This window comes from Salmonella sp. SAL04214, from assembly GCF_046550615.1.
GTDB classification, from domain to species: domain Bacteria; phylum Pseudomonadota; class Gammaproteobacteria; order Enterobacterales; family Enterobacteriaceae; genus Salmonella; species Salmonella enterica.
In genome coordinates, this window is sequence record NZ_JBGDXT010000004.1 from 244,040 (window position 1) to 265,419 (window position 21,380).

The 21,380-nt window shown below is 49.6% G+C and carries 25 protein-coding genes and 1 tRNA gene; 9 read left to right on the forward strand and 17 right to left on the reverse strand.

All coding sequences use genetic code 11. From position 1 onward, the window contains the following. The first annotated feature begins 85 nt into the window (after nucleotides 1–85). The gene (gene helD, locus ACLJQD_RS09300) at nucleotides 86–2,140 is read left to right on the forward strand and encodes a DNA helicase IV (RefSeq protein ID WP_017440928.1); all 2,055 of its coding nucleotides are present in this window, start codon (nucleotides 86–88) and stop codon (nucleotides 2,138–2,140) included. 35 nt (nucleotides 2,141–2,175) lie between these two features. On the opposite strand, the gene mgsA is transcribed toward helD, so the two are convergent. Then, on the reverse strand, nucleotides 2,176–2,634 hold the full coding sequence (mgsA, locus tag ACLJQD_RS09305; protein WP_000424187.1) for a methylglyoxal synthase: 459 nt from the start codon (nucleotides 2,632–2,634) through the stop codon (nucleotides 2,176–2,178). Nucleotides 2,635–2,728: 94 nt separating this feature from the next. Continuing rightward, nucleotides 2,729–3,391 (reverse strand): DUF2057 family protein, encoded by a 663-nt coding sequence (locus ACLJQD_RS09310; RefSeq protein ID WP_000847729.1) that lies wholly within the window; start codon nucleotides 3,389–3,391, stop codon nucleotides 2,729–2,731. A 173-nt stretch (nucleotides 3,392–3,564) separates the two neighbouring features. Here ACLJQD_RS09310 and ACLJQD_RS09315 point away from each other — a divergent pair, with 173 nt between their 5' ends. Next, entirely contained in the window at nucleotides 3,565–3,978 is a 414-nt protein-coding gene (locus ACLJQD_RS09315; protein ID WP_023203512.1) for a CoA-binding protein, read from the forward strand. Nucleotides 3,979–4,023: 45 nt separating this feature from the next. Here the strand turns inward: ACLJQD_RS09315 and hspQ are convergent, their stop codons facing one another. Further along, nucleotides 4,024–4,341, reverse strand: coding sequence for a heat shock protein HspQ (hspQ, locus tag ACLJQD_RS09320; protein ID WP_000561983.1), 318 nt, complete (start codon nucleotides 4,339–4,341; stop codon nucleotides 4,024–4,026). 57 nt (nucleotides 4,342–4,398) lie between these two features. Then, on the reverse strand, nucleotides 4,399–5,610 hold the full coding sequence (rlmI, locus tag ACLJQD_RS09325; RefSeq protein ID WP_017440929.1) for a 23S rRNA (cytosine(1962)-C(5))-methyltransferase RlmI: 1,212 nt from the start codon (nucleotides 5,608–5,610) through the stop codon (nucleotides 4,399–4,401). A gap of 214 nt (nucleotides 5,611–5,824) precedes the next feature. On the opposite strand from rlmI, the gene ACLJQD_RS09330 reads away from it, so the two are divergent. Genes ACLJQD_RS09330 through yccX form a run of 3 tightly spaced genes read left to right on the forward strand, consistent with a single transcriptional unit; the run spans nucleotide 5,825 to nucleotide 7,508 of the window. Next, the gene (locus ACLJQD_RS09330) at nucleotides 5,825–6,373 is read left to right on the forward strand and encodes a YbhB/YbcL family Raf kinase inhibitor-like protein (protein ID WP_000859417.1); all 549 of its coding nucleotides are present in this window, start codon (nucleotides 5,825–5,827) and stop codon (nucleotides 6,371–6,373) included. A 25-nt stretch (nucleotides 6,374–6,398) separates the two neighbouring features. Further along, entirely contained in the window at nucleotides 6,399–7,178 is a 780-nt protein-coding gene (locus tag ACLJQD_RS09335; RefSeq protein ID WP_017440930.1) for a helix-turn-helix transcriptional regulator, read from the forward strand. Between the two features lie 48 nt (nucleotides 7,179–7,226). Beyond that, complete coding sequence (gene yccX, locus ACLJQD_RS09340) at nucleotides 7,227–7,508, forward strand: acylphosphatase (RefSeq protein WP_000072884.1); 282 nt, start codon at nucleotides 7,227–7,229, stop codon at nucleotides 7,506–7,508. Here yccX and tusE read toward each other — a convergent pair. Both tusE and yccA read right to left on the reverse strand, forming a co-directional pair. Continuing rightward, entirely contained in the window at nucleotides 7,505–7,834 is a 330-nt protein-coding gene (gene tusE / locus ACLJQD_RS09345) for a sulfurtransferase TusE (RefSeq protein ID WP_017440931.1), read from the reverse strand. The genes yccX and tusE overlap by 4 nt on opposite strands. 86 nt (nucleotides 7,835–7,920) lie before the next feature. Beyond that, nucleotides 7,921–8,580: an FtsH protease modulator YccA gene (yccA, locus tag ACLJQD_RS09350; RefSeq protein WP_000374046.1), complete on the reverse strand. Its 660-nt coding sequence runs from the start codon at nucleotides 8,578–8,580 to the stop codon at nucleotides 7,921–7,923. Between the two features lie 394 nt (nucleotides 8,581–8,974). On the opposite strand from yccA, the gene ACLJQD_RS09355 reads away from it, so the two are divergent. Continuing rightward, nucleotides 8,975–9,062 (forward strand) — tRNA-Ser (locus ACLJQD_RS09355). 136 nt (nucleotides 9,063–9,198) lie between these two features. Here ACLJQD_RS09355 and pipA read toward each other — a convergent pair. The 3 genes from pipA to ACLJQD_RS09370 form a co-directional block, all read right to left on the reverse strand. Continuing rightward, nucleotides 9,199–9,879, reverse strand: a complete 681-nt coding sequence (gene pipA, locus ACLJQD_RS09360) for a type III secretion system effector protease PipA (protein WP_017440933.1) — start codon at nucleotides 9,877–9,879, stop codon at nucleotides 9,199–9,201. A gap of 221 nt (nucleotides 9,880–10,100) precedes the next feature. Continuing rightward, entirely contained in the window at nucleotides 10,101–10,976 is an 876-nt protein-coding gene (gene pipB, locus ACLJQD_RS09365; protein ID WP_017440934.1) for an SPI-2 type III secretion system effector PipB, read from the reverse strand. 390 nt (nucleotides 10,977–11,366) lie between these two features. Further along, nucleotides 11,367–11,603: a PagK family vesicle-borne virulence factor gene (locus tag ACLJQD_RS09370; protein WP_071527456.1), complete on the reverse strand. Its 237-nt coding sequence runs from the start codon at nucleotides 11,601–11,603 to the stop codon at nucleotides 11,367–11,369. Nucleotides 11,604–11,626: 23 nt separating this feature from the next. Between ACLJQD_RS09370 and ACLJQD_RS09375 the strand changes: the two genes are divergently transcribed. After that, the gene (locus tag ACLJQD_RS09375) at nucleotides 11,627–11,947 is read left to right on the forward strand and encodes a hypothetical protein (RefSeq protein ID WP_077907214.1); all 321 of its coding nucleotides are present in this window, start codon (nucleotides 11,627–11,629) and stop codon (nucleotides 11,945–11,947) included. 9 nt (nucleotides 11,948–11,956) lie between these two features. Here the strand turns inward: ACLJQD_RS09375 and sigE are convergent, their stop codons facing one another. Then, nucleotides 11,957–12,298, reverse strand: coding sequence for a type III secretion system chaperone SigE (gene sigE / locus ACLJQD_RS09380; RefSeq protein WP_000444723.1), 342 nt, complete (start codon nucleotides 12,296–12,298; stop codon nucleotides 11,957–11,959). A 16-nt stretch (nucleotides 12,299–12,314) separates the two neighbouring features. Further along, nucleotides 12,315–14,000 (reverse strand): SPI-1 type III secretion system effector inositol phosphate phosphatase SopB, encoded by a 1,686-nt coding sequence (gene sopB / locus ACLJQD_RS09385; RefSeq protein WP_017440935.1) that lies wholly within the window; start codon nucleotides 13,998–14,000, stop codon nucleotides 12,315–12,317. 331 nt (nucleotides 14,001–14,331) lie between these two features. Here sopB and ACLJQD_RS09390 point away from each other — a divergent pair, with 331 nt between their 5' ends. Further along, nucleotides 14,332–14,502: a YlcI/YnfO family protein gene (locus tag ACLJQD_RS09390; protein WP_001111006.1), complete on the forward strand. Its 171-nt coding sequence runs from the start codon at nucleotides 14,332–14,334 to the stop codon at nucleotides 14,500–14,502. Here ACLJQD_RS09390 and ACLJQD_RS09395 read toward each other — a convergent pair. The 4 genes from ACLJQD_RS09395 to hprR form a co-directional block, all read right to left on the reverse strand. After that, entirely contained in the window at nucleotides 14,476–14,613 is a 138-nt protein-coding gene (locus ACLJQD_RS09395) for a hypothetical protein (protein WP_017440936.1), read from the reverse strand. The genes ACLJQD_RS09390 and ACLJQD_RS09395 overlap by 27 nt on opposite strands. A 108-nt stretch (nucleotides 14,614–14,721) precedes the next feature. Continuing rightward, nucleotides 14,722–16,191 (reverse strand): C69 family dipeptidase, encoded by a 1,470-nt coding sequence (locus ACLJQD_RS09400; RefSeq protein ID WP_017440937.1) that lies wholly within the window; start codon nucleotides 16,189–16,191, stop codon nucleotides 14,722–14,724. A gap of 172 nt (nucleotides 16,192–16,363) precedes the next feature. Continuing rightward, nucleotides 16,364–17,728, reverse strand: a complete 1,365-nt coding sequence (locus ACLJQD_RS09405) for a heavy metal sensor histidine kinase (RefSeq protein WP_017440938.1) — start codon at nucleotides 17,726–17,728, stop codon at nucleotides 16,364–16,366. Continuing rightward, on the reverse strand, nucleotides 17,721–18,401 hold the full coding sequence (hprR, locus tag ACLJQD_RS09410) for a response regulator transcription factor HprR (RefSeq protein WP_017440939.1): 681 nt from the start codon (nucleotides 18,399–18,401) through the stop codon (nucleotides 17,721–17,723). The genes ACLJQD_RS09405 and hprR overlap by 8 nt, the downstream gene beginning before the upstream one ends. 135 nt (nucleotides 18,402–18,536) lie before the next feature. On the opposite strand from hprR, the gene hiuH reads away from it, so the two are divergent. Then, the gene (gene hiuH / locus ACLJQD_RS09415) at nucleotides 18,537–18,947 is read left to right on the forward strand and encodes a hydroxyisourate hydrolase (RefSeq protein WP_017440940.1); all 411 of its coding nucleotides are present in this window, start codon (nucleotides 18,537–18,539) and stop codon (nucleotides 18,945–18,947) included. Between the two features lie 332 nt (nucleotides 18,948–19,279). Here hiuH and ACLJQD_RS09420 read toward each other — a convergent pair whose 3' ends face one another. Next, nucleotides 19,280–19,792 (reverse strand): 4-hydroxyphenylacetate 3-monooxygenase reductase subunit, encoded by a 513-nt coding sequence (locus ACLJQD_RS09420; RefSeq protein ID WP_001195556.1) that lies wholly within the window; start codon nucleotides 19,790–19,792, stop codon nucleotides 19,280–19,282. Nucleotides 19,793–19,809: 17 nt separating this feature from the next. Beyond that, complete coding sequence (gene hpaB, locus ACLJQD_RS09425; protein WP_017440941.1) at nucleotides 19,810–21,372, reverse strand: 4-hydroxyphenylacetate 3-monooxygenase, oxygenase component; 1,563 nt, start codon at nucleotides 21,370–21,372, stop codon at nucleotides 19,810–19,812. Between the last annotated feature and the right edge of the window lie 8 nt (nucleotides 21,373–21,380).

Here is a 21,380-nt window from a genome sequence, read left to right on the forward strand (position 1 = left end):
AATTGTAACGTTTTTTTAGACTGGAGCACGTTTTCTCTGGCGGTTACACTGATAAGCACATCTTTACGTCTGGATTCGCTGAGTCATGGAACTGAAAGCAACTTCTCTTGGAAAACGTCTGGCGCAACACCCGTATGATCGTGCCGTGATCCTCAACGCTGGGGTGAAAGTGTCTGGCGACAGGCATGAATATCTTATTCCATTCAATCAGTTATTGGCGATTCACTGTAAGCGTGGGCTGGTATGGGGCGAGCTGGAGTTTGTCCTCCCGGAGGATAAAGTCGTGCGTTTGCACGGTACCGAGTGGTCGGAAACCCAGCAATTCCATCGCTATCTGGACGCGCACTGGCGTCGCTGGAGCCAGGAGATGAGTGATGTCGCCGCGCAGGCATTACAGGAGCAATGGGCGCGTATTAGTGAGCGAACGGGCGAAAACCAATGGCTTACCCGTGAACGCGTTCGGGGGCTGGAACAGGAAATTCGCCAGACGTTTGCCGCCTTGCCGCTGCCGGTCTCACGTCTGGAGGAGTTTGCTCACTGTCGCGAGATATGGCGTAAGTGTCTGGCCTGGTTACAGGATAGCAAGGGAAGTCGGCAGCAGCATAATCAGGCGTATGCTGATGCCATGCTGGAAGCGCATGCCGACTTTTTTACGCAGATAGAATCTTCTCCGCTTAATCCTTCCCAGGCCAGGGCGGTGGTTAACGGCGAATCATCGTTACTGGTACTGGCGGGCGCGGGAAGCGGTAAGACCTCGGTGCTGGTGGCGCGCGCGGGTTGGCTGTTGGCGCGCGGACAAGCCGATGCGGGGCAAATTCTTTTACTGGCGTTTGGTCGCAAGGCGGCAGAAGAGATGGATGAGCGTATCCGCGAGCGCTTACATACGGAAGAGATTACTGCTCGTACGTTCCATTCGCTGGCGCTGTATATTATTCAGCAAGGCAGTAAAAAAGCGCCGGTTGTCAGTAAGCTGGAAAGTGACGCCACCGCGCGGCATCAGCTATTTCTGCGCACCTGGCGTCAGCAGTGTAGCGAGAAAAAAGCGCAGGCCAAAGGCTGGCGTCAGTGGCTGGAAGAGGAGATGCAGTGGGTAGTGCCGGAAGGTAATTTCTGGGACGATGAGACATTGCAGCGGCGTCTGGCCCCTCGCCTGGATCGTTGGGTCAGTTTGATGCGTATGCACGGCGGCGCGCAGGCAGAAATGATCGCTGGCGCGCCAGAGGAGTGCCGCGAGCTGTTTGGCAAACGCATTAAGCTGATGGCGCCGCTGCTAAAGGCCTGGAAAAGCGCGTTGAAAGCGGAAAATGCCGTTGATTTCTCCGGGCTGATCCATCAGGCAATGGTGATCCTCGAAAAAGGGCGTTTTATCAGCCCGTGGAAGCATATTCTGGTCGATGAATTTCAGGATATTTCCCCGCAACGGGCGGCGCTGTTAGAGGCGCTGCGCAAGCAGAATAGCCAGACTACGCTGTTTGCCGTTGGCGATGACTGGCAGGCGATTTACCGTTTTAGCGGGGCGCAGCTCTCCTTAACGACGGCGTTTCATCAGACGTTCGGCGAGGGCGAGCATTGCCACCTGGACACCACGTACCGTTTTAACAGTCGGATTGGCGATATTGCCAATCGCTTTGTACAGCAGAATCCGCACCAACTTAAAAAACCGTTAAATAGTCTGACCCCAGGCGATAAAAAAGCGGTGACGTTATTGGATGAAAGCCAGTTGGACGCGTTACTGGATAAATTATCCGGCTATGCGAAGGTAGATGAACGTATCCTGGTGCTGGCGCGCTATCACCATCTGAAACCCGCGAGTCTACAAAAAGCGGCGACTCGCTGGCCGAAGTTACAGATAGACTTCATGACTATCCATGCCAGCAAAGGCCAACAGGCCGATTACGTGATTCTTGTCGGATTGCAGGAGGGTAACGACGGTTTCCCCGCCCCGGCGCGAGAATCCATTATGGAAAGTGCGCTTCTTCCTCAGGTTGAGGATTTTCCGGACGCTGAAGAGCGGCGTTTGTTATATGTGGCGTTGACGCGCGCGCGCGCGCGGGTCTGGCTGCTTTTCAATAAAGATAATCCCTCGCGCTTTGTGGAGGCGCTTAAACAGCTGGATGTGCCGGTGGCGAGGAAGCCCTAAAGCGCGGGCGGTACAGCATCCCGCCCGCGTAGCGGTTATTTCAGGCGCTCGGCCAGATAACGCGCATAATCCGGAATAAGAATATCTACAGCGTCATTAAAATGCGGGGACTGGATGATAAAGTCCGCCGTTGAGACGTTAGTGGCGACAGGGATATTCCATACGGTGGCCAGACGCAGTAGCGCTTTGACATCGGGGTCGTGCGGTACCGCGTTAAGCGGGTCCCAGAAGAAAATCAACACGTCGATTTTCCCTTCTGAAATGAGCGCGCCAACCTGCTGGTCGCCGCCCATCGGGCCGCTCAGCATCGCATTAACGTCCATACCGGTTGCGCGCTGGATCAGATTCCCCGTGGTGCCGGTTGCATAAAGAACGTGTTTTTCCAGCAACGGCTGATGGCGTTCCACCCAGTTCATTAACATCTGTTTGCAGTGGTCGTGAGCAACCAACGCGATATGTTTGCGCGTCGGCAAGGTGCGAGTCGTCAGTTCCATAATTCGATTCCGTAGTTAACCTGTCTACAGATTACTGGAAGCGCTTGATGCTGCAAGAGAAAGACAAAAAAATTGCGCGCTGGGACAACTCATATCAAGAGGGCGGCTGTTTTTCCGCCCATTGCAGAAAATGATGGCGTGTCTGCGGGTCGGCCAGTCGGAACCAATATTTCAGCCGCTGTTCTGTCAGAGTTTGTGATTGCGGCGGTACGGTATCAAGCTCTGAGACGTCGGAAAGTAATGTGCTGTCGTCTGCCATCATCGTGGCGAACTGAGGAAGCGAGGCGCGTTTCGCCGATTTATTATAACGCTCGGTCTCTATTTCATAATCGACCACTTTAGCCGTAGAAGTAATGGCCAGAATATCGAGTTTTACCGGAATGGGCATGGCGTCGCCGTCCAAAAGCGCCAGACGCGGCGCCGCGTTAAAATGCGAGGCTTCGCGCTCGTTTTCCAGCCGTGGGAGCTGGAAATTGACCTGATTTATCAGTTGGGTATCGAAACTTATCACCAGCGGCGGAGAAATATAAAGCCGCTCTTCATTACCGGGCAGGCGGATGGTTTTTTCCACCCGGAAAACGAGTTGATGCGGCCCGTTTTCCAGTTCGATGCTCTCTGCGCCGCGTAATAAAGAGCTGGACACCTTTTTGCCGTCCAGCACCAGCAGATCAACCTCATTCGACAGACGGAGCGTTGTGGCAAAAACAGTCACCGGCAAACAGAGAGCAAGGAAGGTGGTTAGCGCGCCGGTTTTCATAAGGTTCTCCTGTCCAAAGGCCGTCTGGCTAATAATGTATCGAAATTTTTCTTAGATCATGTTTACTAACATATAGACATATTTTGGCGTTTTGCTCTCATACATCGGTATGGGATGAATGGTTGCTATGTCAGGTTTGTCGTACACTTTGCAAAACAGCCAGGAGAAAGATGATGAAAGAGACCGATATTGCTGATGTATTGACGTCCACTCGCACTATCGCGCTGGTAGGTGCGAGCGATAAACCCGATCGTCCAAGTTATCGGGTAATGAAATACCTGCTTGAACAGGGCTACCATGTGATTCCGGTTGCGCCAAAAGTCGCGGGTAAGTCATTGCTGGGGCAACAGGGGTATGCCACGCTGGCGGACATTCCCGAAAAAGTCGATATGGTGGATGTTTTTCGCAACTCTGAAGCTGCATGGGGCGTCGCACAGGAAGCTATCGCCATCGGCGCAAAAACGCTGTGGCTACAGCTTGGCGTGATCAACGAGCAGGCGGCGGTACTGGCGCGGGATGCAGGCATGACCGTGGTGATGGATCGCTGCCCGGCGATTGAGATCCCTCGCCTGGGGCTGGCGAAATAAAAGTTTAAAATGGCCGGATATCGCTCTCCGGCCTTTTACATACAATCAGTTACGTAGTCGCGGCGCCTGAAGCTGCTTGCGAATGGTACGCGCCAGTTCATCCATCGATGGCTGTTCTGGATGCTCGTCCCGCATTTCGCTTCGCAACTGGGCCTCGGCCAGATAAGTATGCACTGGCTGACCATCATCATCTTCCATTACCACGTGGTACCACGGAGCGGCGCGAAGTTCGTCGTTAACCGCCAGTTCATCAGGCGACGGTTCATCAAGCGAATATTCCGGGTCGATATCGACGACCACTCCGAGGTAACCTAACAGGGAATGGCGGACCTGTTGGCCGATACCGAATTTGCTGGCTATCATAGTCACCTCCCGGGAAATAGATACCCTTTATATGAGGATACTATTCCACTTTTCAAGTTACATGACGCGACAGGCAAACCCTTTCAGATACAGCCCTTCCGGGTAGGTGGCGATCACCGGGTGATCGGCGGCCTGACGGAACTGCTCTATAAATTGTACATCACGACCGGCATCTATTGCGGCATCGGCAATGATTTTCTGAAATAAATCGCTGGTCATCAGTCCGGAGCAAGAGAATGTCAGCAGTATGCCGCCCGGATTGAGCAGTTGAATCGCTAACATGTTAATGTCTTTATAGCCCCGGCAGGCACCCATTAACTGGCTTTTATTTTCGACGAATTTGGGCGGGTCCATGATGATGACGTCGAATTTTTCGCCGTGTTCACGGTAAGCGCGCAGCAACTTAAACACGTCATCGCGCACGAATTCGGCTTTGCTCAAGTCCAGTTGGTTCAGTTCAACGTTTTGCCTGGCGATATCCAGCGCATCCTGTGAGGTATCCACGCTGACAACCTGGCGACAACCGCCCATTAACGCCGACACGGCAAAACCGCCGGTATAAGAGAAGCAGTTCAGTACCCGCTGATTTTCCACGTAGCGGCGCGTCGCCAGACGACTGTCGCGCTGATCAAGATAATAACCGGTTTTGTGGCCGCCCTGGATATCGACCAGTAATTTCATACCGTGTTCTTCAATTGGCAGAAGCGCAGGCGGCAGTTCGCCAGTGACCGGACCTTGCGTCAGCGCCATCCCTTCTTTTTTCCGCACGGCGACGTCGCTGCGATCGTAAATAGCGCAATCCGGATAGCATGTTTGCAGAGCGCTAATTAATGCGGCGCGTTGATATTCGGCCCCGGCGCTGAGCAGTTGCAGCACCAAAAAATGACCAAAACGATCGATAGTGACGCCAGGCAGGCCATCGGATTCACCGGCGATCAGACGATAGCTATCCAGGCCGTCTTTTTTCGCCAGCCAGTCGCGCCACTGCTGCGCCTGGCGCAGGCGGCGGGTGAAAAACGCAATATCAATGGATTCTGCTTTATCAAATGTCCAGACGCGCGCGCGGATCTGGGATGCTGGCGACCAGGCGCCGCGTGCTAACCACCTTCCCTGATGGTCGACGATATCGATAGTTTCACCGAGGTTGGCTTTGCCTTCCAGGCGGGAGACGGCGCCGGAAAAGACCCATGGGTGGCGGCGGAGTAAAGATTTTTCTCGCCCTTTGCTGAGGACTAAACGGGGATATTGCGGAAATGTAGATTCAGTCATGCGGAGTAACCTCTCACAAACAGTGACGCGAGCCGGATAATAGCTCCAGCCAGGGACCGTGAAAACGAAATGGCGCGTAGGGTAGCACAGATGAGAGAGGCAATCACCAGCGTATGGCGGTGAGCGTTTCTGCACAAAATAGAATCGTAAAGGCACAGTTTCTTCAGCGGACGCTTTTTATAGTGTTATTTCTTTATATGAAGAAGGAAATACAATGAAAACAGTCTTCTCTTTGACCGCAGCCGCAATGATGGCATTGAGTGGCGGCGTATCTGCCGCGTCGGCGTTTAGCCTCAGTAGCGCGGATATTCCGGCGGATTTTCGTTTAACGCAACAGCACGTCTTTAAAGGATTTGGTTGTAGCGGAGAAAATATTTCGCCGCAGCTGAGCTGGCGCAATCCGCCTGCCGGAACCAAAAGCTACGCTATTACCGTCTTCGATCCTGATGCGCCCACCGGAAGCGGCTGGTGGCACTGGACGATGGTGAATATTCCTGCGCAGATTCACGACCTGCCGACGGGGGCTGATAAAAAAACGTTACCCGCTGGAGTGGTGCAGGGACGTAATGATTTCGGTTATGCTGGCTTTGGCGGCGCCTGTCCGCCGCCGGGCGATAAGCCTCATCGCTATCAGTTTACTGTGTGGGCGCTGAATACGGCAACACTGCCGCTCGACAGTGAGTCGAGTGGCGCGTTGGTAGGGTTTATGCTTAACGCGCATGTGATTGCGAAAGCACAATTCACGGCCACATACGGAAGATAAAACAGAGGACGGCACGGTGCAGGAGATGCATATTCGACATCAGGATCTTACGACGGCAGAGGTGCGTTCCAGTCATCTGCACCGTTTGCATCGTGTTACGCTTTTTTCCGCCGCTATCTGCCATATTACGCAGGGCAGTAAAGTCATCATTCAGGATGATAGCCGCCTTGTCGCCGGGCCGGGCGAGTTGATTATTATTCCGGCGAACACGCCGCTGGAGATTATTAATCAGCCTGCGCAGAACGGTTTTCGCTCCGACCTGTTGTTACTTTCACCGGAGATTATTGCTCGCTTTAAAACGATGTACGTTCAGGATTATCCACCGGCAAACCTGACATCGCTGTGTACGCCGATGAGCCGTAGCCTGACATTTATGTGGGAGAACGTGTTGGATGCTGTGCGCCAGGGTTTACCCGTTGGGCTACAGGAACATCAGGCGATGGGGTTACTGTTAGCGCTTTTACATGATGGCGCGGCGGGACCGCTGCTTATTGAACGGCGTTACACCCTCACGGAGCAGGTGCGGCAACTGATTATGCTCTCGCCTGCTAAGCTATGGACAGCCCAGGAGATAGCCCGCCGTCTTGCTATAGGAACATCGACGCTGCGTCGGCGTTTGCAGCGTGAATCGCAGAGTTATCGACAAATTGTTGAAGAGGTGCGCATGTCCTGCGCGCTTTCTCAACTGCAATCGACGACGCTGCCGATCGGCGAAATAGCGCTACGGTGCGGCTACCTGTCGGGGTCGAGATTTACGGCCAGATTCCGCCAACATTATGGGTGTCTGCCCAGTCAGGTACGTTAAGTATGTCCTGTATGAGCCTCCACCACTGATTATGAAAGGAGAACCATCATGTCGAACGTCTGCATTATCGCCTGGGTTTATGGTCGAGTTCAGGGAGTCGGGTTTCGCTATACCACGCAGCATGAGGCGCAGCGGCTGGGGTTAACCGGCTATGCGAAGAATATGGATGACGGAAGCGTAGAGGTGGTGGCCTGTGGCGACGCGGCGCAGGTGGAAAAACTCATCAAGTGGCTGAAAGAGGGCGGGCCGCGCTCTGCTCGTGTGGACAAAATCCTCACTGAACCGCACAGCCCTCGCGAGACGTTAACAGGCTTCAGTATTCGGTATTAAATACACTTTACCGGCTTGGGCAGACCGGCGATTTTGGTCGCTTGCTTTGCCGGGCCTTTCGGGAACAGACGATACAGATAGCGGCTGTTGCCTTTTTCTTCGCCGAACTTATTCGCCATCGCTTTTACCAGCATTCGGATGGCGGGAGAGGTATTAAACTCCAGGTAAAATTCGCGCACGAAGCGCACGACTTCCCAGTGTTCCGCAGAGAGCTCAATGCCTTCATTGGCGGCGATAGCGACTGCCAGCGTTTCACTCCACTGCGCCGTCTCTTTCAGATAGCCTTCGCTATCAGTACTGATTTCTTTACCTTCAAAGATCAACATAACGTTTCACTGCGTAATCAACACGGACGGCAGTGTAGCAAAAAATAAAGCCCTGCATAAGCAGGGCTGGAAGAGGGGAATGTCGATTAGTCGCGGCTGGCGAAGCCCAGAATGCTGAGCAGGCTGACAAAGATGTTGTACAGCGAAACGTACAGGCTGACGGTCGCACGAATATAGTTGGTTTCACCGCCGTGAATGATGTTACTGGTTTCATACAGGATAGCGCCCGAGGAAATCAGGATAAACACCGCGCTAATCGCCAGGTGCAATGCAGGCAGTTGCAGGAAAATATTCGCCACCATACCAATCAGCACGACGACGATCCCGGCCATTAACATACCGCCCAGGAAAGACATATCCTTACGGGTGGTCAGAACGTAAGCGGAGCAGCAGAAAAATACTAACGCGGTCCCACCCAGCGCCAGGCCAATGACATCGCCCATGCCTGCTGACAGATAGGCGTTAAGAATCGGGCCCAGGATATAGCCGAGGAAGCCGGTAAACGCAAAAGCAGACAGGATACCGACCGGCTTATTGGCGGTTTTATAGGTCAGGAACATCAGCCCATACATACCAACCAGCGTCAGAATCAGGCCGGGGGAGGGCAGCATCAGTACCGTACTGGCTGTCGCGGTAATTGCGGAGAAAGCCAGCGTCAGGCTCAACAGAAAATAGGTGTTGCGCAGTACTTTGTGCGTACTCAGTAGCGAGCTACGATCACGCGATGATGTAATGATACGATCCATTAGTCACTCTCTTATGACAGATGTAATTAATAAAGGAGAATAATAAAAACAGTCACTGTCACCCAGTGGTTTTACCCATCTTTACGCATTCGTTTACGTTTAGTTTCCTTAAGAGATTTCAGGTGATTACCGTCGTTAAAACGGTCTTCTCATGCCTGGCGCTACGCCATAAAACAGGCGACAGCGCCAACCACGCGTTACCGATAAAAAATTGATAATCACAGCGGTAAAACAGTGGGGACGATCAACACGTATTAAGCCCGTTTTTGTGTTGAAGAAATGGTCAATGTGCCGCTATTTCAGGCAATTAACGAAAATTTGCCTGTTTTTCACGCAAACGAACACATTCGGTCTTTACATGACGCACCGGGATGTTTATAGTGCGCCTCATTCCGGAAGTGTGGCCGAGCGGTTGAAGGCACCGGTCTTGAAAACCGGCGACCCGAAAGGGTTCCAGAGTTCGAATCTCTGCGCTTCCGCCAGATTAAACAAGGGGTTACCGAAAGGTAGCCCCTTTGTTTTTTAGGCGCTTAGAATATAGTTAGAAAATACTGTTAGAATATTTCCCGAAAAAACGGACTACGTGGGTTTTTAGTTTCTTTTCGTTTCCCGATGTGTCTATTTATTGAAGATGTAGACCACTCTGGGAGGTGAAGGATGCCCCATCTCTTTCAGAATAATGTTGGTATATTCGACAACAGGGCCTCTTGGATGATTTTCTTCTTTATCCTGAAGATGGGTCAGTGCATGTACAACTTCATGAATAAATGAACGTTTTGTGTCAAAAAGTTGTGGTCCTTCGTTACTTTCATAATGTTCGGTATATGAACCATCAGAATCGTCCAGATTGAGACAAATAACTTTCCTGCCTTCTGAAAGTTTGAAGTGTTCCTGAGCCACGGTAGTTTCAAAGGCTTCGCCTGCCCCCAGTAGCCAGCGCTGCTCCACATCATGTAGTTCTTTTTCATATGCGTAATTCATCAGTCTGCGGAATGTTTCGCTTTGGGTATACGCATTTTGAAGTACGGAGGATAGTTCATCGTAGCATTCGTCATAAGTGTCGTCATCAATTTCTGTATCAGGGTCTATTCCACCCGCGCCTGAGATAAGGTACTCCACCACACACTCTGGCTCCAGACGGAATTCACTGTTTATGGCAAGGCTGTCATGAGCAAGGCGTAGCCGTGAGGGGTTTGGTGCATGTTCGGGAATATCGGGGAAAACAGGTGTATCTGCGGTATTTAATCCATATGTGGATACTCCGCTTTGAGGTATTAATCTGTAGGTGACCGGAAGCATAACTTCTTATTTCCTGACTACAATTATGAATTATTTAAATTAAGCAATAATAGTGTTTTTAGTTAATGTGCCACATACAGATAACGCTATGATTCAGACAAAGCCAACAAGTAATACGCTGAAAATGTTATTTATAATGAAACTTAGGGGCGGGGTTTATTTAATAAAACAAGGGGGCCTCTGTTTGAATACTTCTTGTTTATAAAATCCCTTTATCTCGACTAAAATATCGGATGGGGGAAAAGAGTTCTATCATTGTAATCCGGGAGTGGAGTAGGGGTATGTTGACTACCTGTCAGATCGGCTCCTGTTAATGCTTTCGCTAAAGTTAGAGCTATCTTATCTAATTTTGCACCATTTAGTTTGGTGTCAGTTAAGTCTGAGCCGAATAGAATTGCAGCGGTTAAGTTTACACCGGACATGTTAGCGCAAGTCAGGTCTGCGTGAGTCAGGTTTGCTTTAGTCATGTTTGAACCCATTAGATTTACAGCGTGTAGATTTGCACAACACAAAATTGCACCGACTAAATTTACATTAGAAAGATTTGTTTCACGGAAATCTGCATCAGAAGCATCTATTTCTGACAAATCTTCCCCCTGGAAATCTTTATAAGCCAGGTTTACTCCGCGCAGGTTCAGAAAACCATCCTCGGTTATAAGTGAATCAGGCTGTTGTATATTATGTTTACTCATCAGCTTTAACATTCGACATACATTCCAAAATCTCTCGCTATCAACTTTATCCATTACAGTTTTTCCATTTTTGTTCACTTCAATAATGACCATGGGATCCGTATTTTCGGATGCTGCTCCACATGACAGACATATAGTACACCCGTTGACATCCTCCAGAAATATTTTATTACCATCGAAGAAAGCATCTTTATTTACATATAATAATGATGTGGTCAGTTTTCCAATTACCTCCCGAAAGCATCTTTCATTGCTTCTTCTTATTCCACCACAGGTAAAAAAATTGACAAGCCACTCCAGTATACCGCGTGGTGAAGTTGCACTTTTCATTGCTTCTTTCGTACCGGCACCGGCCGCATGCAAATATCTTAATATATTTTCTGGGGACGCGTTAGTTATTGGCATTTTGATTCCTTCTTATGGAAGTGAGTCGATTCCTTATAGGTGTGAGACAAGTCACATTTATACAAGGAATAATAAAAAAAGATATAAGGTGATTTTTGTATTTAGAGCTTTAGTTGGGGATGAGTAGGTGTCTGGCATCTGACAAGAGGCGATGATATCTGCCATAACGGTGAAGCAGAAGTACTGTTGGGGTCGTTACAATCACCAGCTTAGATATAGAACGCGCTGGCTGCGCCTGTAAGTCAGTAATATGATGTTGTAAAAAATCAGGCTGACGTTAATAAAACACGCCAGCCTGAAGTCATATTCAGTTCACCAGGAACTGATGAAACATACATGACCAGATATACCCTCAGTTCTGATATGGTTGTTATAGTTTTCTGTAAAAAATTAACAACCACATACTTGACACCAAAAATCTGGTATCTCTATATCTGATGGCCAGTTGTCACACCAGCGTGGGCGAATCAATGCTTCGGGGTCTGGTGGCCAGTCACGGGAGGCGTGTTTTGTATTATCTGGTGGTGGAGGGGAATCACTGGCAGCCATCGCCGATGCCGAAAAGGCTGTAGCCGACAACACCAGAAGCAATGGTAAAAATATACGATGTCTCATAATATCACCCATGAATAATCAGATTATCCTTGCTATTGACTTCCTTCATTTCCAGCATAACTCACGCTTCATCATCATTGAATAAACAATTAAGTTTGTTGAGCGAAAATTTACTTAAAGAAAAAATAATAAGCACTAATATTTTTTGCAGTATTTCAACTTATAGCAGAATAAATGCGCGTAGATGGCGTAAAAACCTGATGATCAGGAATACTTACACACTAAAAATGCTCCCGCAAACAGAGCGAAATGAGAGAGAGGAACGTTTGCCCCTTACATTTCCACCAAAGATTCTGGTCTTGTCTCTTGTAAAGGGCATACGTATCGCGCTTTATCTCATTAAGAAAGCATGTTGATGTATTAAATTATGCATAACGCTCTTTCAATTGCTTCACGTTAGAAATGAATAATTCAAAACCAGTGAGCGCCTCTTCTTCGGTACTGGTTTGCGGCAAGCGATAAAGCGCCACTAAAGCAGTATTGTCTGCGTCAGCGCCGATAGTGACGGCGCTGGCGTAGTTAAGACGTAAAAAATGCTGCAAAGTCAGAGTGTCGTCAGGCAATGGCATAAAGGGACAGCACATTTCCAGTGTATGATCGGATTCATTAAAATAAACCTGTATCCCATCATCAATGATGAGCAGTGGCTCATCTTCTGGCGCATCCAGGCCTAACGCGGCATATAAACGATTTAATAGACTTTCCATATAGTTACCTCAAGACTCAAGATGTGATTAATGAAGAAATGCCTTTTACTGACTGCCAAATATTTTCATCCCCAATTCGTTTTTGATAGGAAAGATTGAGCACCTCTGGCGATAAATTTTTCAGTACTTTGTTTCCCGCCCCGCCCGTATTTTGTTTCTGAATCTCCAGGTTGCCACTATTCAGTAATACTTTTTGGAAAATTTTCTGTCCACCGCTATCCGGAAGACTGCCAGGCGCATTTAACATATGGGTCTGATGGAAAGAAATGATCTCTCGCTTGATTTCTGAATCCATCATCCCTGTACGATCTTTGCCGCTTTTACAATTCCAGGCGGGCACCGCGTCAATTTCATGGGCTAACATGGCAAGGCGTTGTGCGAGTTTATAGGGTTCGCCGCCATCTTTATGATGTTGGTTATTTTTCCAGATATCCTTAATCTGGCGTGCTAATGTATTGACGACCTCATAATTATCCGGGTATTGCGCCAGCCATTCGCCAACCCAGCCACCTGGTCTGGCTTCAGGGCGTAAATCATTGCCTAATAACTGATGTAGCGCTTCGGCATTATATCTATCAGATGCCTTAAGGCCAAAGCCGAGCTTGAGCGTCAGCTCATTAACACCCATATTAAATGCGGCGACGTCCGGTTTTATTTTTACCGTCTGTAGATCGCCATCTTTATTGCGGATTTTTAAATGAATCATTTTTCCCGGCTGGGTCAACGATTGCCATGCGCGCATTTGATCCTCGACCATCGTTCCCTCTTTGCCGAAAATATTCGACGCGGTGAGTAACCCGACGGATACCAGTTTCAGGCTTACCGCTTCGCCCGCTAAGGCTCTGTTAAGCAACTCAGGTTTACTAAAAAGTGCCGCAGTTAATACTTCTTTGGCTTTGTTTTCAGCGCCGACCTGACGCAGAAGCGGATCTTTTTCATGATAGGGGGAAAGCACGCCATGACGTATCCCGCAAAAAAGCGTTTTATCTTTACCGTCCTCATGCACACTCACCGTGGACATCCACAAATTATTGGCGTGATGAATATTCTTGGTATCCCAACTGCATACGCCCTTTCCCTGATAAGCACTGGGAAAGATATCTTTTGCGCCGATTTTCATCTCTGCGGCAGGGAGCTGCGTGTTGGTATAGTGATGCCCGTTATGCGTGAGTGTATGTTTTATGGTTTGCCAGGGCTGGTTATTAAGCTGCTTGACCTGAGCGTCTCTAAACGCTACTGCCGCAAAGCGATGAGCTTCTTTTGCAGGTAAGCCATCCTGCTGCTGAGTGCGTGCTGCAATAAGTTCGATAAGATTTTTCTTCAATGCTTTTGCCGCGGCTTCTTCTTGTTTTGTTGCTGGCCGGTCCGCTTTAACTTTGGCTAACTCCATTTGGTTTGCCATTGACGCCAGGACTGGGTCTTGTTTACCCAGAACGGTTGCCGCGACGTTGAGAAGATCGCGCTGTAAGTTATAGAGGTCATGCAGAGAGTGGTTAGACGTCTTCTGATGCTGTAGATAATTCCCCCATGTCGCGCCAGGTTCTCGCAGGACAATAATTTCCGGGCGAGCGTCGGGTGCTTTAGCCGGCGCTTTGCCCTGGCCTGATAGAATCTGCATTCCATTGTATAAGGTTTTTTGTAGGCTTTTAAAAGCCTCCTGGGTTTTTAGTGAAGCTGAGTGATAGAAGCTCTGTATTTGCATAGCGTTTTTAATATTCCTGAATAGGGGAGTGGGAACATTCAACAGGGTTAACAACCCTTTAAAAGGATGTGACTTTTATGCGCCAGGAACTTTAAAAAAATGTCCTTTTTAATGAGGAAACGCTTCTGATCAGGCGGGAAGGCATCCTGACGTCCATACGTAGTGGCGATCATGGGGGAGATCGGTACATCAAATGTTCATAAAATCTACAAACTTCACAATTTATGGCACAACTTTTATTGAAAACCCACCTTCTTGACTCAGATCAAATTCACCGATTTACTCCTGCGTAAAGTAACGGCGTTACATCAAATGTTATACAGGTGTGTGTATGCCAGCAAAGCCCCGAACAAGTAAGACCGTGACGAAGAATATTCGTTTTTCCTATTCCATGCTTGAACAGATAGAATTCGCGTTGAAATCTGAAAAGACGCGGAATTTTTCAGCATGGGTAAAAGAGGCCTGTCGGGAAAAGTTATGTAACACGGGACATAAGCTGTAGTTGTCGTTTTATGTGAGAGGAGGCGGCCATTTTGAAAAGAACAACGTGCTTATATACCTCCTGGGTCTTTGCCGCTTTTGTCTCTCTGCTGATATTTGTCTGGAGTGTCATAAACTATCCTCTCTATGAATCCATAATAATTATTGTCTTTTATATCTGGCTAATTCTGGTGCCGCTTTATCTTATTGTGTATGAGTGGCTAATAGATTGTCATTAAATTTATGGTTGCGTACTTGAAAAGTGATATTTCATATCTGTGCGGTAAGTCATTGTCGTAATAATATTATTGGTCAGGCGACGGGCGAGCGTCTGCGCATTTTGCATCGTTTTATCTTCAAAATTTTGCAGTAAGCGTTGCGCTTCTTTCGGATGCGATGCATATAATCTCAGATAGCTCTGTTCCATCTTATACTGCTGCTTAGCTGTTTGCTGTTCAAATGTTTTCCAGGCGTGTTGCACATCTGGCGCAAACGCATTGTAGTCCTGCATAACCAGCGTTTGCAGCGTGCGGAATGTCCAGTAGGTAGAGTCGTTGCTCGCCCGATCGGTTCCTTTATCATCTCCGGGTTGATAATGACGCATTCCCTGATAATAGGGGAGATAGACGCTAAGAGATGGCATTCCATAGGCGATGTATTCTACGTTACCGATAGCCTGCGGTAATTTCGGTCTGACCTGTAAAATATGCGACTCCTGGGTACGAAAAACGGATATAGGTCGCCATGGTTCTTGTGGATTATGACTGGCATAAGGGTCGTGCGACGTTCCCTGATAGTGATTGCGTAACGCGTTTTTTACTGCCGCCACGCTAATTTTTGTTATTGGCGTTAAAAAAACAGGAAATGTTTCCCCTTCGCTAACGACCGTATCCAGATGCGGATTAAACTGATGTTGTAGCGTCCAGACGCGCGGATAATTATAGGTGGTATCGTTTTTGTTATCCTGCGAATAGGCTTGATGAAAGTCGAATTCGCCGCGGGCCGGATCATATAATTCCTGCTTTTTCGCAAAGCTTACTAACGTTGGTGACGCCATATAATTCGCGTTATCATTCGGATCGTAATGGCGTAAACGTCCCTGATTGGCGGAAACGAAATAGCTATCTGCCGGAAGTCGTACTGCCAGCCATTGATGACCGCTTCCCGTCTCCAGATACCATATCTCTTTGCTATCAATAAACGCGACGCCGAAACCTTCGCCAGCGCCTTTTTGTTCAATAATGTCTCCCAGTAATTTGGCGCCCTGACGCGCCGATTGCGCCACTGGCAGGATCACGGACTCAATGGCGTCTTCCGTGATTCCCGTTTTTGTCACGTAAGGATCGGCAGCCAGCGCCGCTCTGCCGTTATAAATGGTTTCCGTTGCGCTCATTCCGACGCCCGCCGAATTGAAACCGGCTTCACCCATGGCGTTATCGTTAGTATCAAAGTCATGAATCGCCGTATAGCGCATCGCTGTCTCCGGAAGCGGCCAGCTAAAATTGTTCCGATGTGCTTTATACTCGCCTTGTTGATGAAACGCGACGGGGTGAATAACCTTATGCTTGGCGTTATTTGCCGAGCCATCTTCGTTGCGCGCGATAATGAAGGAGCCGTCAGCCGAAGCCTGATTGCCTACCAAAAGGGTAGTACAGGCGATGACTTTACCCATACCCAGCAGCGTAACGGCGAATGCAAGATACTTTTTCATAAAGGTTCCCACTGAATAACGCGTTATGGGATGAATTGACCCTGGATTGGAAACCGAGAAAGTGATCGAGCCAGCAATATTCTTTGCCGGCATCCTTTATTTTCTCTTTATTGAGGTTGTATTGATAACCACAGCCCTGTGGCAGGGAAGGGGAACAGAACCTGTACTGACCTTAGCTATCAGCGCTATCAGGCAGACGAACCGAAAAGATATTATGTTCATCGGCATAGCGGTAAGATGCCGAACCATCGTGTAATAGAGCAATCGCGTTAACTAACGATAACCCCAGGCCGAAACCGGCAGTATGGCGGGCATTATCTCCTCGCCAAAAACGCCGGAAAAGCTTATCCGCATCGGCGGGGTGGCTGCCCGGATTAGCGACCCGAATTTCTGCAACGTTATCATCATAAGCGCTTTCAATACGTATCACGGCGTTTTCATCAGAATAACGGATGGCATTCGTCAGCAGGTTTGAGAGCACTCTTTGTAATAATATTTCGTCAGCCCATACCGTTCCCTGACATTGATTTATAAAACAGATGCGCTTTTCCTCGGCAAGGGGGCTAAGATAATCCAGCATATTTTCGACCAGCGCATTGAGCGAAACAGGCTGTTTTTTTACCGCTATATTCTGGTGCTCCGCGCGTGCCAGAAAGAGAATATTTTCTGTCAGTCGCGACAGTCCCTCCAGCTCTTCAATATTATCGACAAGGGCTTGTTGATACTCTTCGACGCAGCGTTCCTGACTCAGCATCACCTGGTTTTTCCCCAGTAAAATATTAACCGGCGTGCGCAGCTCATGCGCCAGATCGTCGGCAAATTGGTTCAGGCGTTCAAAATCGTCGGAAAGCTTCTGGCGCATGGTATTTAGCGCTTGTCCAAGCGGCCTGAGCTCGACGGGTAACGCCTGTTCCGCCAGCGGCTGGCGAAGTGTGCCGCTATCTGTCGCCGCGGTGAGTCGGCTGAGCGACGTAATGGCCCGCAGCCCGTTTCTGATGACTAATGGACTGAGTGCCGAACAGACGAGGATCGCGATAAGGCTAATCAGCAAACTGTTACGGCGATATTGCGCCAGCATTTGCCGCCTTTCCGTCGCCAGCCTGGCAATAGTAAGGGTCAGCGGGTCATCGCCGCTTCTGGCGTTTACTCGTACCGCGGTAAGTTCTGTGCCTTGTACCGCCTGGCGAAATAAGGTTTCGCGGGTGATGTTTTTAGCCAGCGGAATCTCGTTAAAGCGTTGGTCGGGGATGCCGCTATGATTAATCGCAACATTGTGGCCTGTTGCTGAATGGATCAATAAGATATCCTGCTTCGTATCCACCATCCGATTGAAATAGAGCGGCAGATTTTCCGGCCTGGCGCCATCCAGTAACAGTTGCTGCATTTGCGCCGCCCGATTTATTAGCGTCATATCATCACGATACGTTAATTCTTTGCTCAGCGCGTTATAGAGCGTCCAGCTAATGCCGGTACAGGCGAGGATAAGGATGGCGATAAAAGAAATTGTCAGGCGCAGCGTCATTGATAACTTAACCATTCTGCGACGCTTCCGCCTGTAATCGATAACCCATCCCCCGGACGGTCATAATGAGCTTCTTTTCAAATGGATCGTCTACTTTGGCGCGCAGCCGACGAATCGCGACATCAACGGTGTTGGTTTCACTATCAAAGTTAATTCCCCAAACTTCGCTGGCGATCGCGGTTCGGGGCACGATTTCTCCTGCCCGGGACGCCAGTAACCAGAGGAGCAGGAATTCTTTGCGGGTCAGGGAAATCGGTTTGCCATTTCGTGACACCGATTGCTTTGTGGCATCCATGTCCAGACCATTGATCGTCAGTCGGGTAAAGACCGGGACATGCTGTCTGAGTTGAGCTCTCACCCGGGCCAGCAGTTCGGCGAAGGAAAAAGGCTTAACAAGGTAATCATTAGCGCCCGCCTCAAGACCTTTGACGCGATCCTCAACCGAGTCGCGCGCCGTCAGGCAAATGACAGGGGACTGATGCGCAGTGCGTAACGCGCGTAAAACCTGCCATCCATCAAGCCCCGGCAGCATAATATCAAGAATAATCAATGAATAATGTTCCTGAAGCGCCAGGTGCAATCCGTCTCGTCCATCACAGGCATAATCAACCACATAGCCTGCTTCCGTGAGTCCCTGACGTACCCACTCAATGGTTTTCTGGTTATCTTCAATCAATAAAATCTTCATCGACGCAGTATGCCATAGGCTTGTTAGCGAATCCGTAAATCTCCAACAAGATGACATAATTGTCATGTCCGTGTAAGGTTAATCCTGGACGCGCCAGATATATTTTCCTGCATCAATACCGTAAAGGAGTGAAGCATGAAACGATATATACTGGCTACCGTGATAGCATCTTTTGTTGCAGCCCCGGCAATGGCGCTGGCCGCTGGCAACAATATTCTCAGCGTACATATTCTCGATCAGCAAACAGGCAAACCGGCGCCCGGCGTGGAGGTGGTACTGGAGCAGAAAAAGGATAACGGATGGACGCAATTAAACACCGGGCATACCGACCAGGATGGACGTATTAAAGCACTGTGGCCCGAAAAAGCTGCCGCGCCGGGGGATTATCGCGTTATTTTTAAAACCGGCCAGTATTTTGAAAGTAAAAAACTGGATACGTTTTTCCCGGAGATTCCCGTCGAGTTTCATATCAGCAAAACGAATGAGCACTATCATGTGCCGCTGTTATTAAGTCAGTATGGTTATTCAACCTATCGCGGGAGCTAATTTAGAGCCTATCCCATTAGGGCTATTTTACTTGCCATTTTGGACCTGGGCAGTGCTCGCCAAAACGCGTTAGCGTTTTGAACGCCGCTAGCGGCGGCCCGAAGGGCGAGCGTAGCGAGTCAAACCTCACGTACTACGTGTACGCTCCGGTTTTTGCGCGCTGTCCGTGTCCAAACTGGCTGCGCCAATAACGCCAGGTGGGATAGGCTCTTAGATTGTATTAATCGCCGCGATTTATGGCGAGCAAACATCGCGGCGGGAATAAAAATCTTCAGCGTATCGACTCTTCTCCCACAAGCGGTGGTTATCCCGCTTGTGGGCATGAGTGACGGTTAAACAGGCGCTTCCATCTCAAGTCTGACCGGATGAAAACGGCGTTTGAAATAAATCAGGCCATGCCCATCCTGGCTAAGAATAATATTTTTGATCGCCACCAGATACACCAGATGCGTGCCAATGGTTTGTACCTCGCTGATCTCGCCTTCAAGACCGGCCAGCGCGCCGTTAAGTACCGGCTGGCCCAGCGGTCCGTTTTGCCAACATGGCTGGTGAAAACGCTCCTCCATCGCCATCCCCGTCATACCGGCAAAGTGGCGCGCCATCAGCTCCTGCTCATGGTTAAGTACATTAATGCACAGCCTGCCGTTGCCCTGAAAAACGGGGTTCATGGCGCTATTGGCATTAATACATACCATTACGGAGGGCGGCGTATCGGTGACGGAACAGACCGCTGTTGCGGTGATACCGCAGCGTCCGGCGTGACCCGCCGTGGTTACGATGTTGACCGCTGCCGCCAGACTTGCCATCGCATCGCGAAAACGCAGACGTTGTTCATCTACTTGCATGAGAACCTCCTGCCGCGTTATTTCAGCAGCTTATCCAGTTGATTGATGTCGTCGTTATTGTGCAAATGCGAAACCGTCCAGCCATTCTGATCGTATTCGGAGAGGCAGCGATCGACCATTGCCATCATCTTATCCATATTGCCGGAGCTCTGGGCCTGACGCAGGCACTGCAGACGAATTTCATCCTGGCTGCCCGAGTAGTTAATCTCGTACAGCTCATGGCGACCGCCGAACTCGCTGCCGATGGCATCCCACATCAATTTAAGAATTTTGATACGTTCAACATGGTCCATTCCGTTAGAGCCGCGTACGTATTTCGCCAGGTACTGGTCGATTTGCGGATTATTCAGATCGCGGACGCTGGAAGGCAGGTAAATCAGGCCGCTGGTAACGTTACGTTCAATAATATTTTTAATTTTCGCGTAGGCCATTGGGGCCATCACACGATAGGTTTGCAGCGCGGCGTGGTCCGGTAGCCAGGCGCCGTTTACCCACGGGGTTGCTTCAGAACACATAGAATCGCTCAATGCCCAGAACATATTGCGCCAGGCCACGACTTCGCCGAGATCGGCCTGCACGCCACGGAACTCTACGGTACCCGTACATTCGAGCGATTTTTTCAGCAGCGCGGTAATGAAATCAAGTTTAACCGCCAGACGAACACAGGCTTGCAGTGGATACATACGGGCAAAGCCGCCTTCCATCGTCCAGCGACGGCAACGATCGAAATCACGGTAAATCAACACGTTTTCCCACGGGATCAGCACCTTGTCCATCACCAGAATGGCATCGTTTTCATCAAAGCGGCTGGAGAGTGGATAATCAAACGGCGAGCCCGTCGCGCCCGCGACCATTTCATACGAGGCGCGCGAAATAAGTTTTACGCCTTCGGCATCCATTGGCGCGACAAACATCAGAGCAAAATCCGGGTTTTCGCCCATCACCTGGGCTGAGCCGAAACCAATCATGTTGTAGTGAGTCAGGGCGGAGTTAGTGGCGACAACTTTCGCCCCGCTGACAATAATCCCGGCGTCCGTCTCTTTCTCCAGCTTGATATAGACGTCTTTCACTTCGTCGGCAGGTTTGTGGCGGTCAATGGGCGGGTTGACGATAGCATGGTTAAAGTACAGGCCGGTCTCCTGAATACGGGTGTACCAGTTACGGGCGTTCTGCTCAAACTGGCCGTAGAAAGCTGGGTTAGCGCCCAGAGCGCAGCCAAAGGCGGCTTTGTAATCCGGTGTGCGTCCCATCCAGCCGTAACTCAGGCGTGACCACTCGGCGATAGCATCACGCTGTTGGCGCAGATCATCTGCGCTTTTCGCCACGCGGAAAAATTTATGCGTATAACCGCCGCTGCCGGTATCGGTATTCCAGCACAGGGTATCTTGCATCGACGGTTTATGTAATGCGTCATACAGTTGTGCGACAGAGGCTGCGGCATTGCGGAATGCCGGATGTGTCGTAACATCTTTAACGCGTTCACCGTAAATATAAATTTCCCGCCCGTCCTGCAGGCTTTTTAAATACTCTTCGCCCGTTAACGGACGCTTGTTATCAGTACGAAAATCTTCAGGTTTCATTGCGGCTT

Bases quoted from the DNA above. Each gene is read 5' to 3' on its own strand.
- helD (WP_017440928.1), top strand. From the start codon at position 86: ATGGAACTGAAAGCAACTTCTCTTGGAAAACGTCTGGCGCAACACCCG.
- mgsA (WP_000424187.1), bottom strand. From the start codon at position 2,634: ATGGAACTGACGACTCGCACCTTGCCGACGCGCAAACATATCGCGTTG.
- ACLJQD_RS09310 (WP_000847729.1), bottom strand. From the start codon at position 3,391: ATGAAAACCGGCGCGCTAACCACCTTCCTTGCTCTCTGTTTGCCGGTG.
- ACLJQD_RS09315 (WP_023203512.1), top strand. From the start codon at position 3,565: ATGAAAGAGACCGATATTGCTGATGTATTGACGTCCACTCGCACTATC.
- hspQ (WP_000561983.1), bottom strand. From the start codon at position 4,341: ATGATAGCCAGCAAATTCGGTATCGGCCAACAGGTCCGCCATTCCCTG.
- rlmI (WP_017440929.1), bottom strand. From the start codon at position 5,610: ATGACTGAATCTACATTTCCGCAATATCCCCGTTTAGTCCTCAGCAAA.
- ACLJQD_RS09330 (WP_000859417.1), top strand. From the start codon at position 5,825: ATGAAAACAGTCTTCTCTTTGACCGCAGCCGCAATGATGGCATTGAGT.
- ACLJQD_RS09335 (WP_017440930.1), top strand. From the start codon at position 6,399: ATGCATATTCGACATCAGGATCTTACGACGGCAGAGGTGCGTTCCAGT.
- yccX (WP_000072884.1), top strand. From the start codon at position 7,227: ATGTCGAACGTCTGCATTATCGCCTGGGTTTATGGTCGAGTTCAGGGA.
- tusE (WP_017440931.1), bottom strand. From the start codon at position 7,834: ATGTTGATCTTTGAAGGTAAAGAAATCAGTACTGATAGCGAAGGCTAT.
- yccA (WP_000374046.1), bottom strand. From the start codon at position 8,580: ATGGATCGTATCATTACATCATCGCGTGATCGTAGCTCGCTACTGAGT.
- pipA (WP_017440933.1), bottom strand. From the start codon at position 9,879: ATGCTTCCGGTCACCTACAGATTAATACCTCAAAGCGGAGTATCCACA.
- pipB (WP_017440934.1), bottom strand. From the start codon at position 10,976: ATGCCAATAACTAACGCGTCCCCAGAAAATATATTAAGATATTTGCAT.
- ACLJQD_RS09370 (WP_071527456.1), bottom strand. From the start codon at position 11,603: ATGGGTGATATTATGAGACATCGTATATTTTTACCATTGCTTCTGGTG.
- sigE (WP_000444723.1), bottom strand. From the start codon at position 12,298: ATGGAAAGTCTATTAAATCGTTTATATGCCGCGTTAGGCCTGGATGCG.
- sopB (WP_017440935.1), bottom strand. From the start codon at position 14,000: ATGCAAATACAGAGCTTCTATCACTCAGCTTCACTAAAAACCCAGGAG.
- ACLJQD_RS09390 (WP_001111006.1), top strand. From the start codon at position 14,332: ATGCCAGCAAAGCCCCGAACAAGTAAGACCGTGACGAAGAATATTCGT.
- ACLJQD_RS09395 (WP_017440936.1), bottom strand. From the start codon at position 14,613: ATGACACTCCAGACAAATATCAGCAGAGAGACAAAAGCGGCAAAGACC.
- ACLJQD_RS09400 (WP_017440937.1), bottom strand. From the start codon at position 16,191: ATGAAAAAGTATCTTGCATTCGCCGTTACGCTGCTGGGTATGGGTAAA.
- ACLJQD_RS09405 (WP_017440938.1), bottom strand. From the start codon at position 17,728: ATGGTTAAGTTATCAATGACGCTGCGCCTGACAATTTCTTTTATCGCC.
- hprR (WP_017440939.1), bottom strand. From the start codon at position 18,401: ATGAAGATTTTATTGATTGAAGATAACCAGAAAACCATTGAGTGGGTA.
- hiuH (WP_017440940.1), top strand. From the start codon at position 18,537: ATGAAACGATATATACTGGCTACCGTGATAGCATCTTTTGTTGCAGCC.
- ACLJQD_RS09420 (WP_001195556.1), bottom strand. From the start codon at position 19,792: ATGCAAGTAGATGAACAACGTCTGCGTTTTCGCGATGCGATGGCAAGT.
- hpaB (WP_017440941.1), bottom strand. From the start codon at position 21,372: ATGAAACCTGAAGATTTTCGTACTGATAACAAGCGTCCGTTAACGGGC.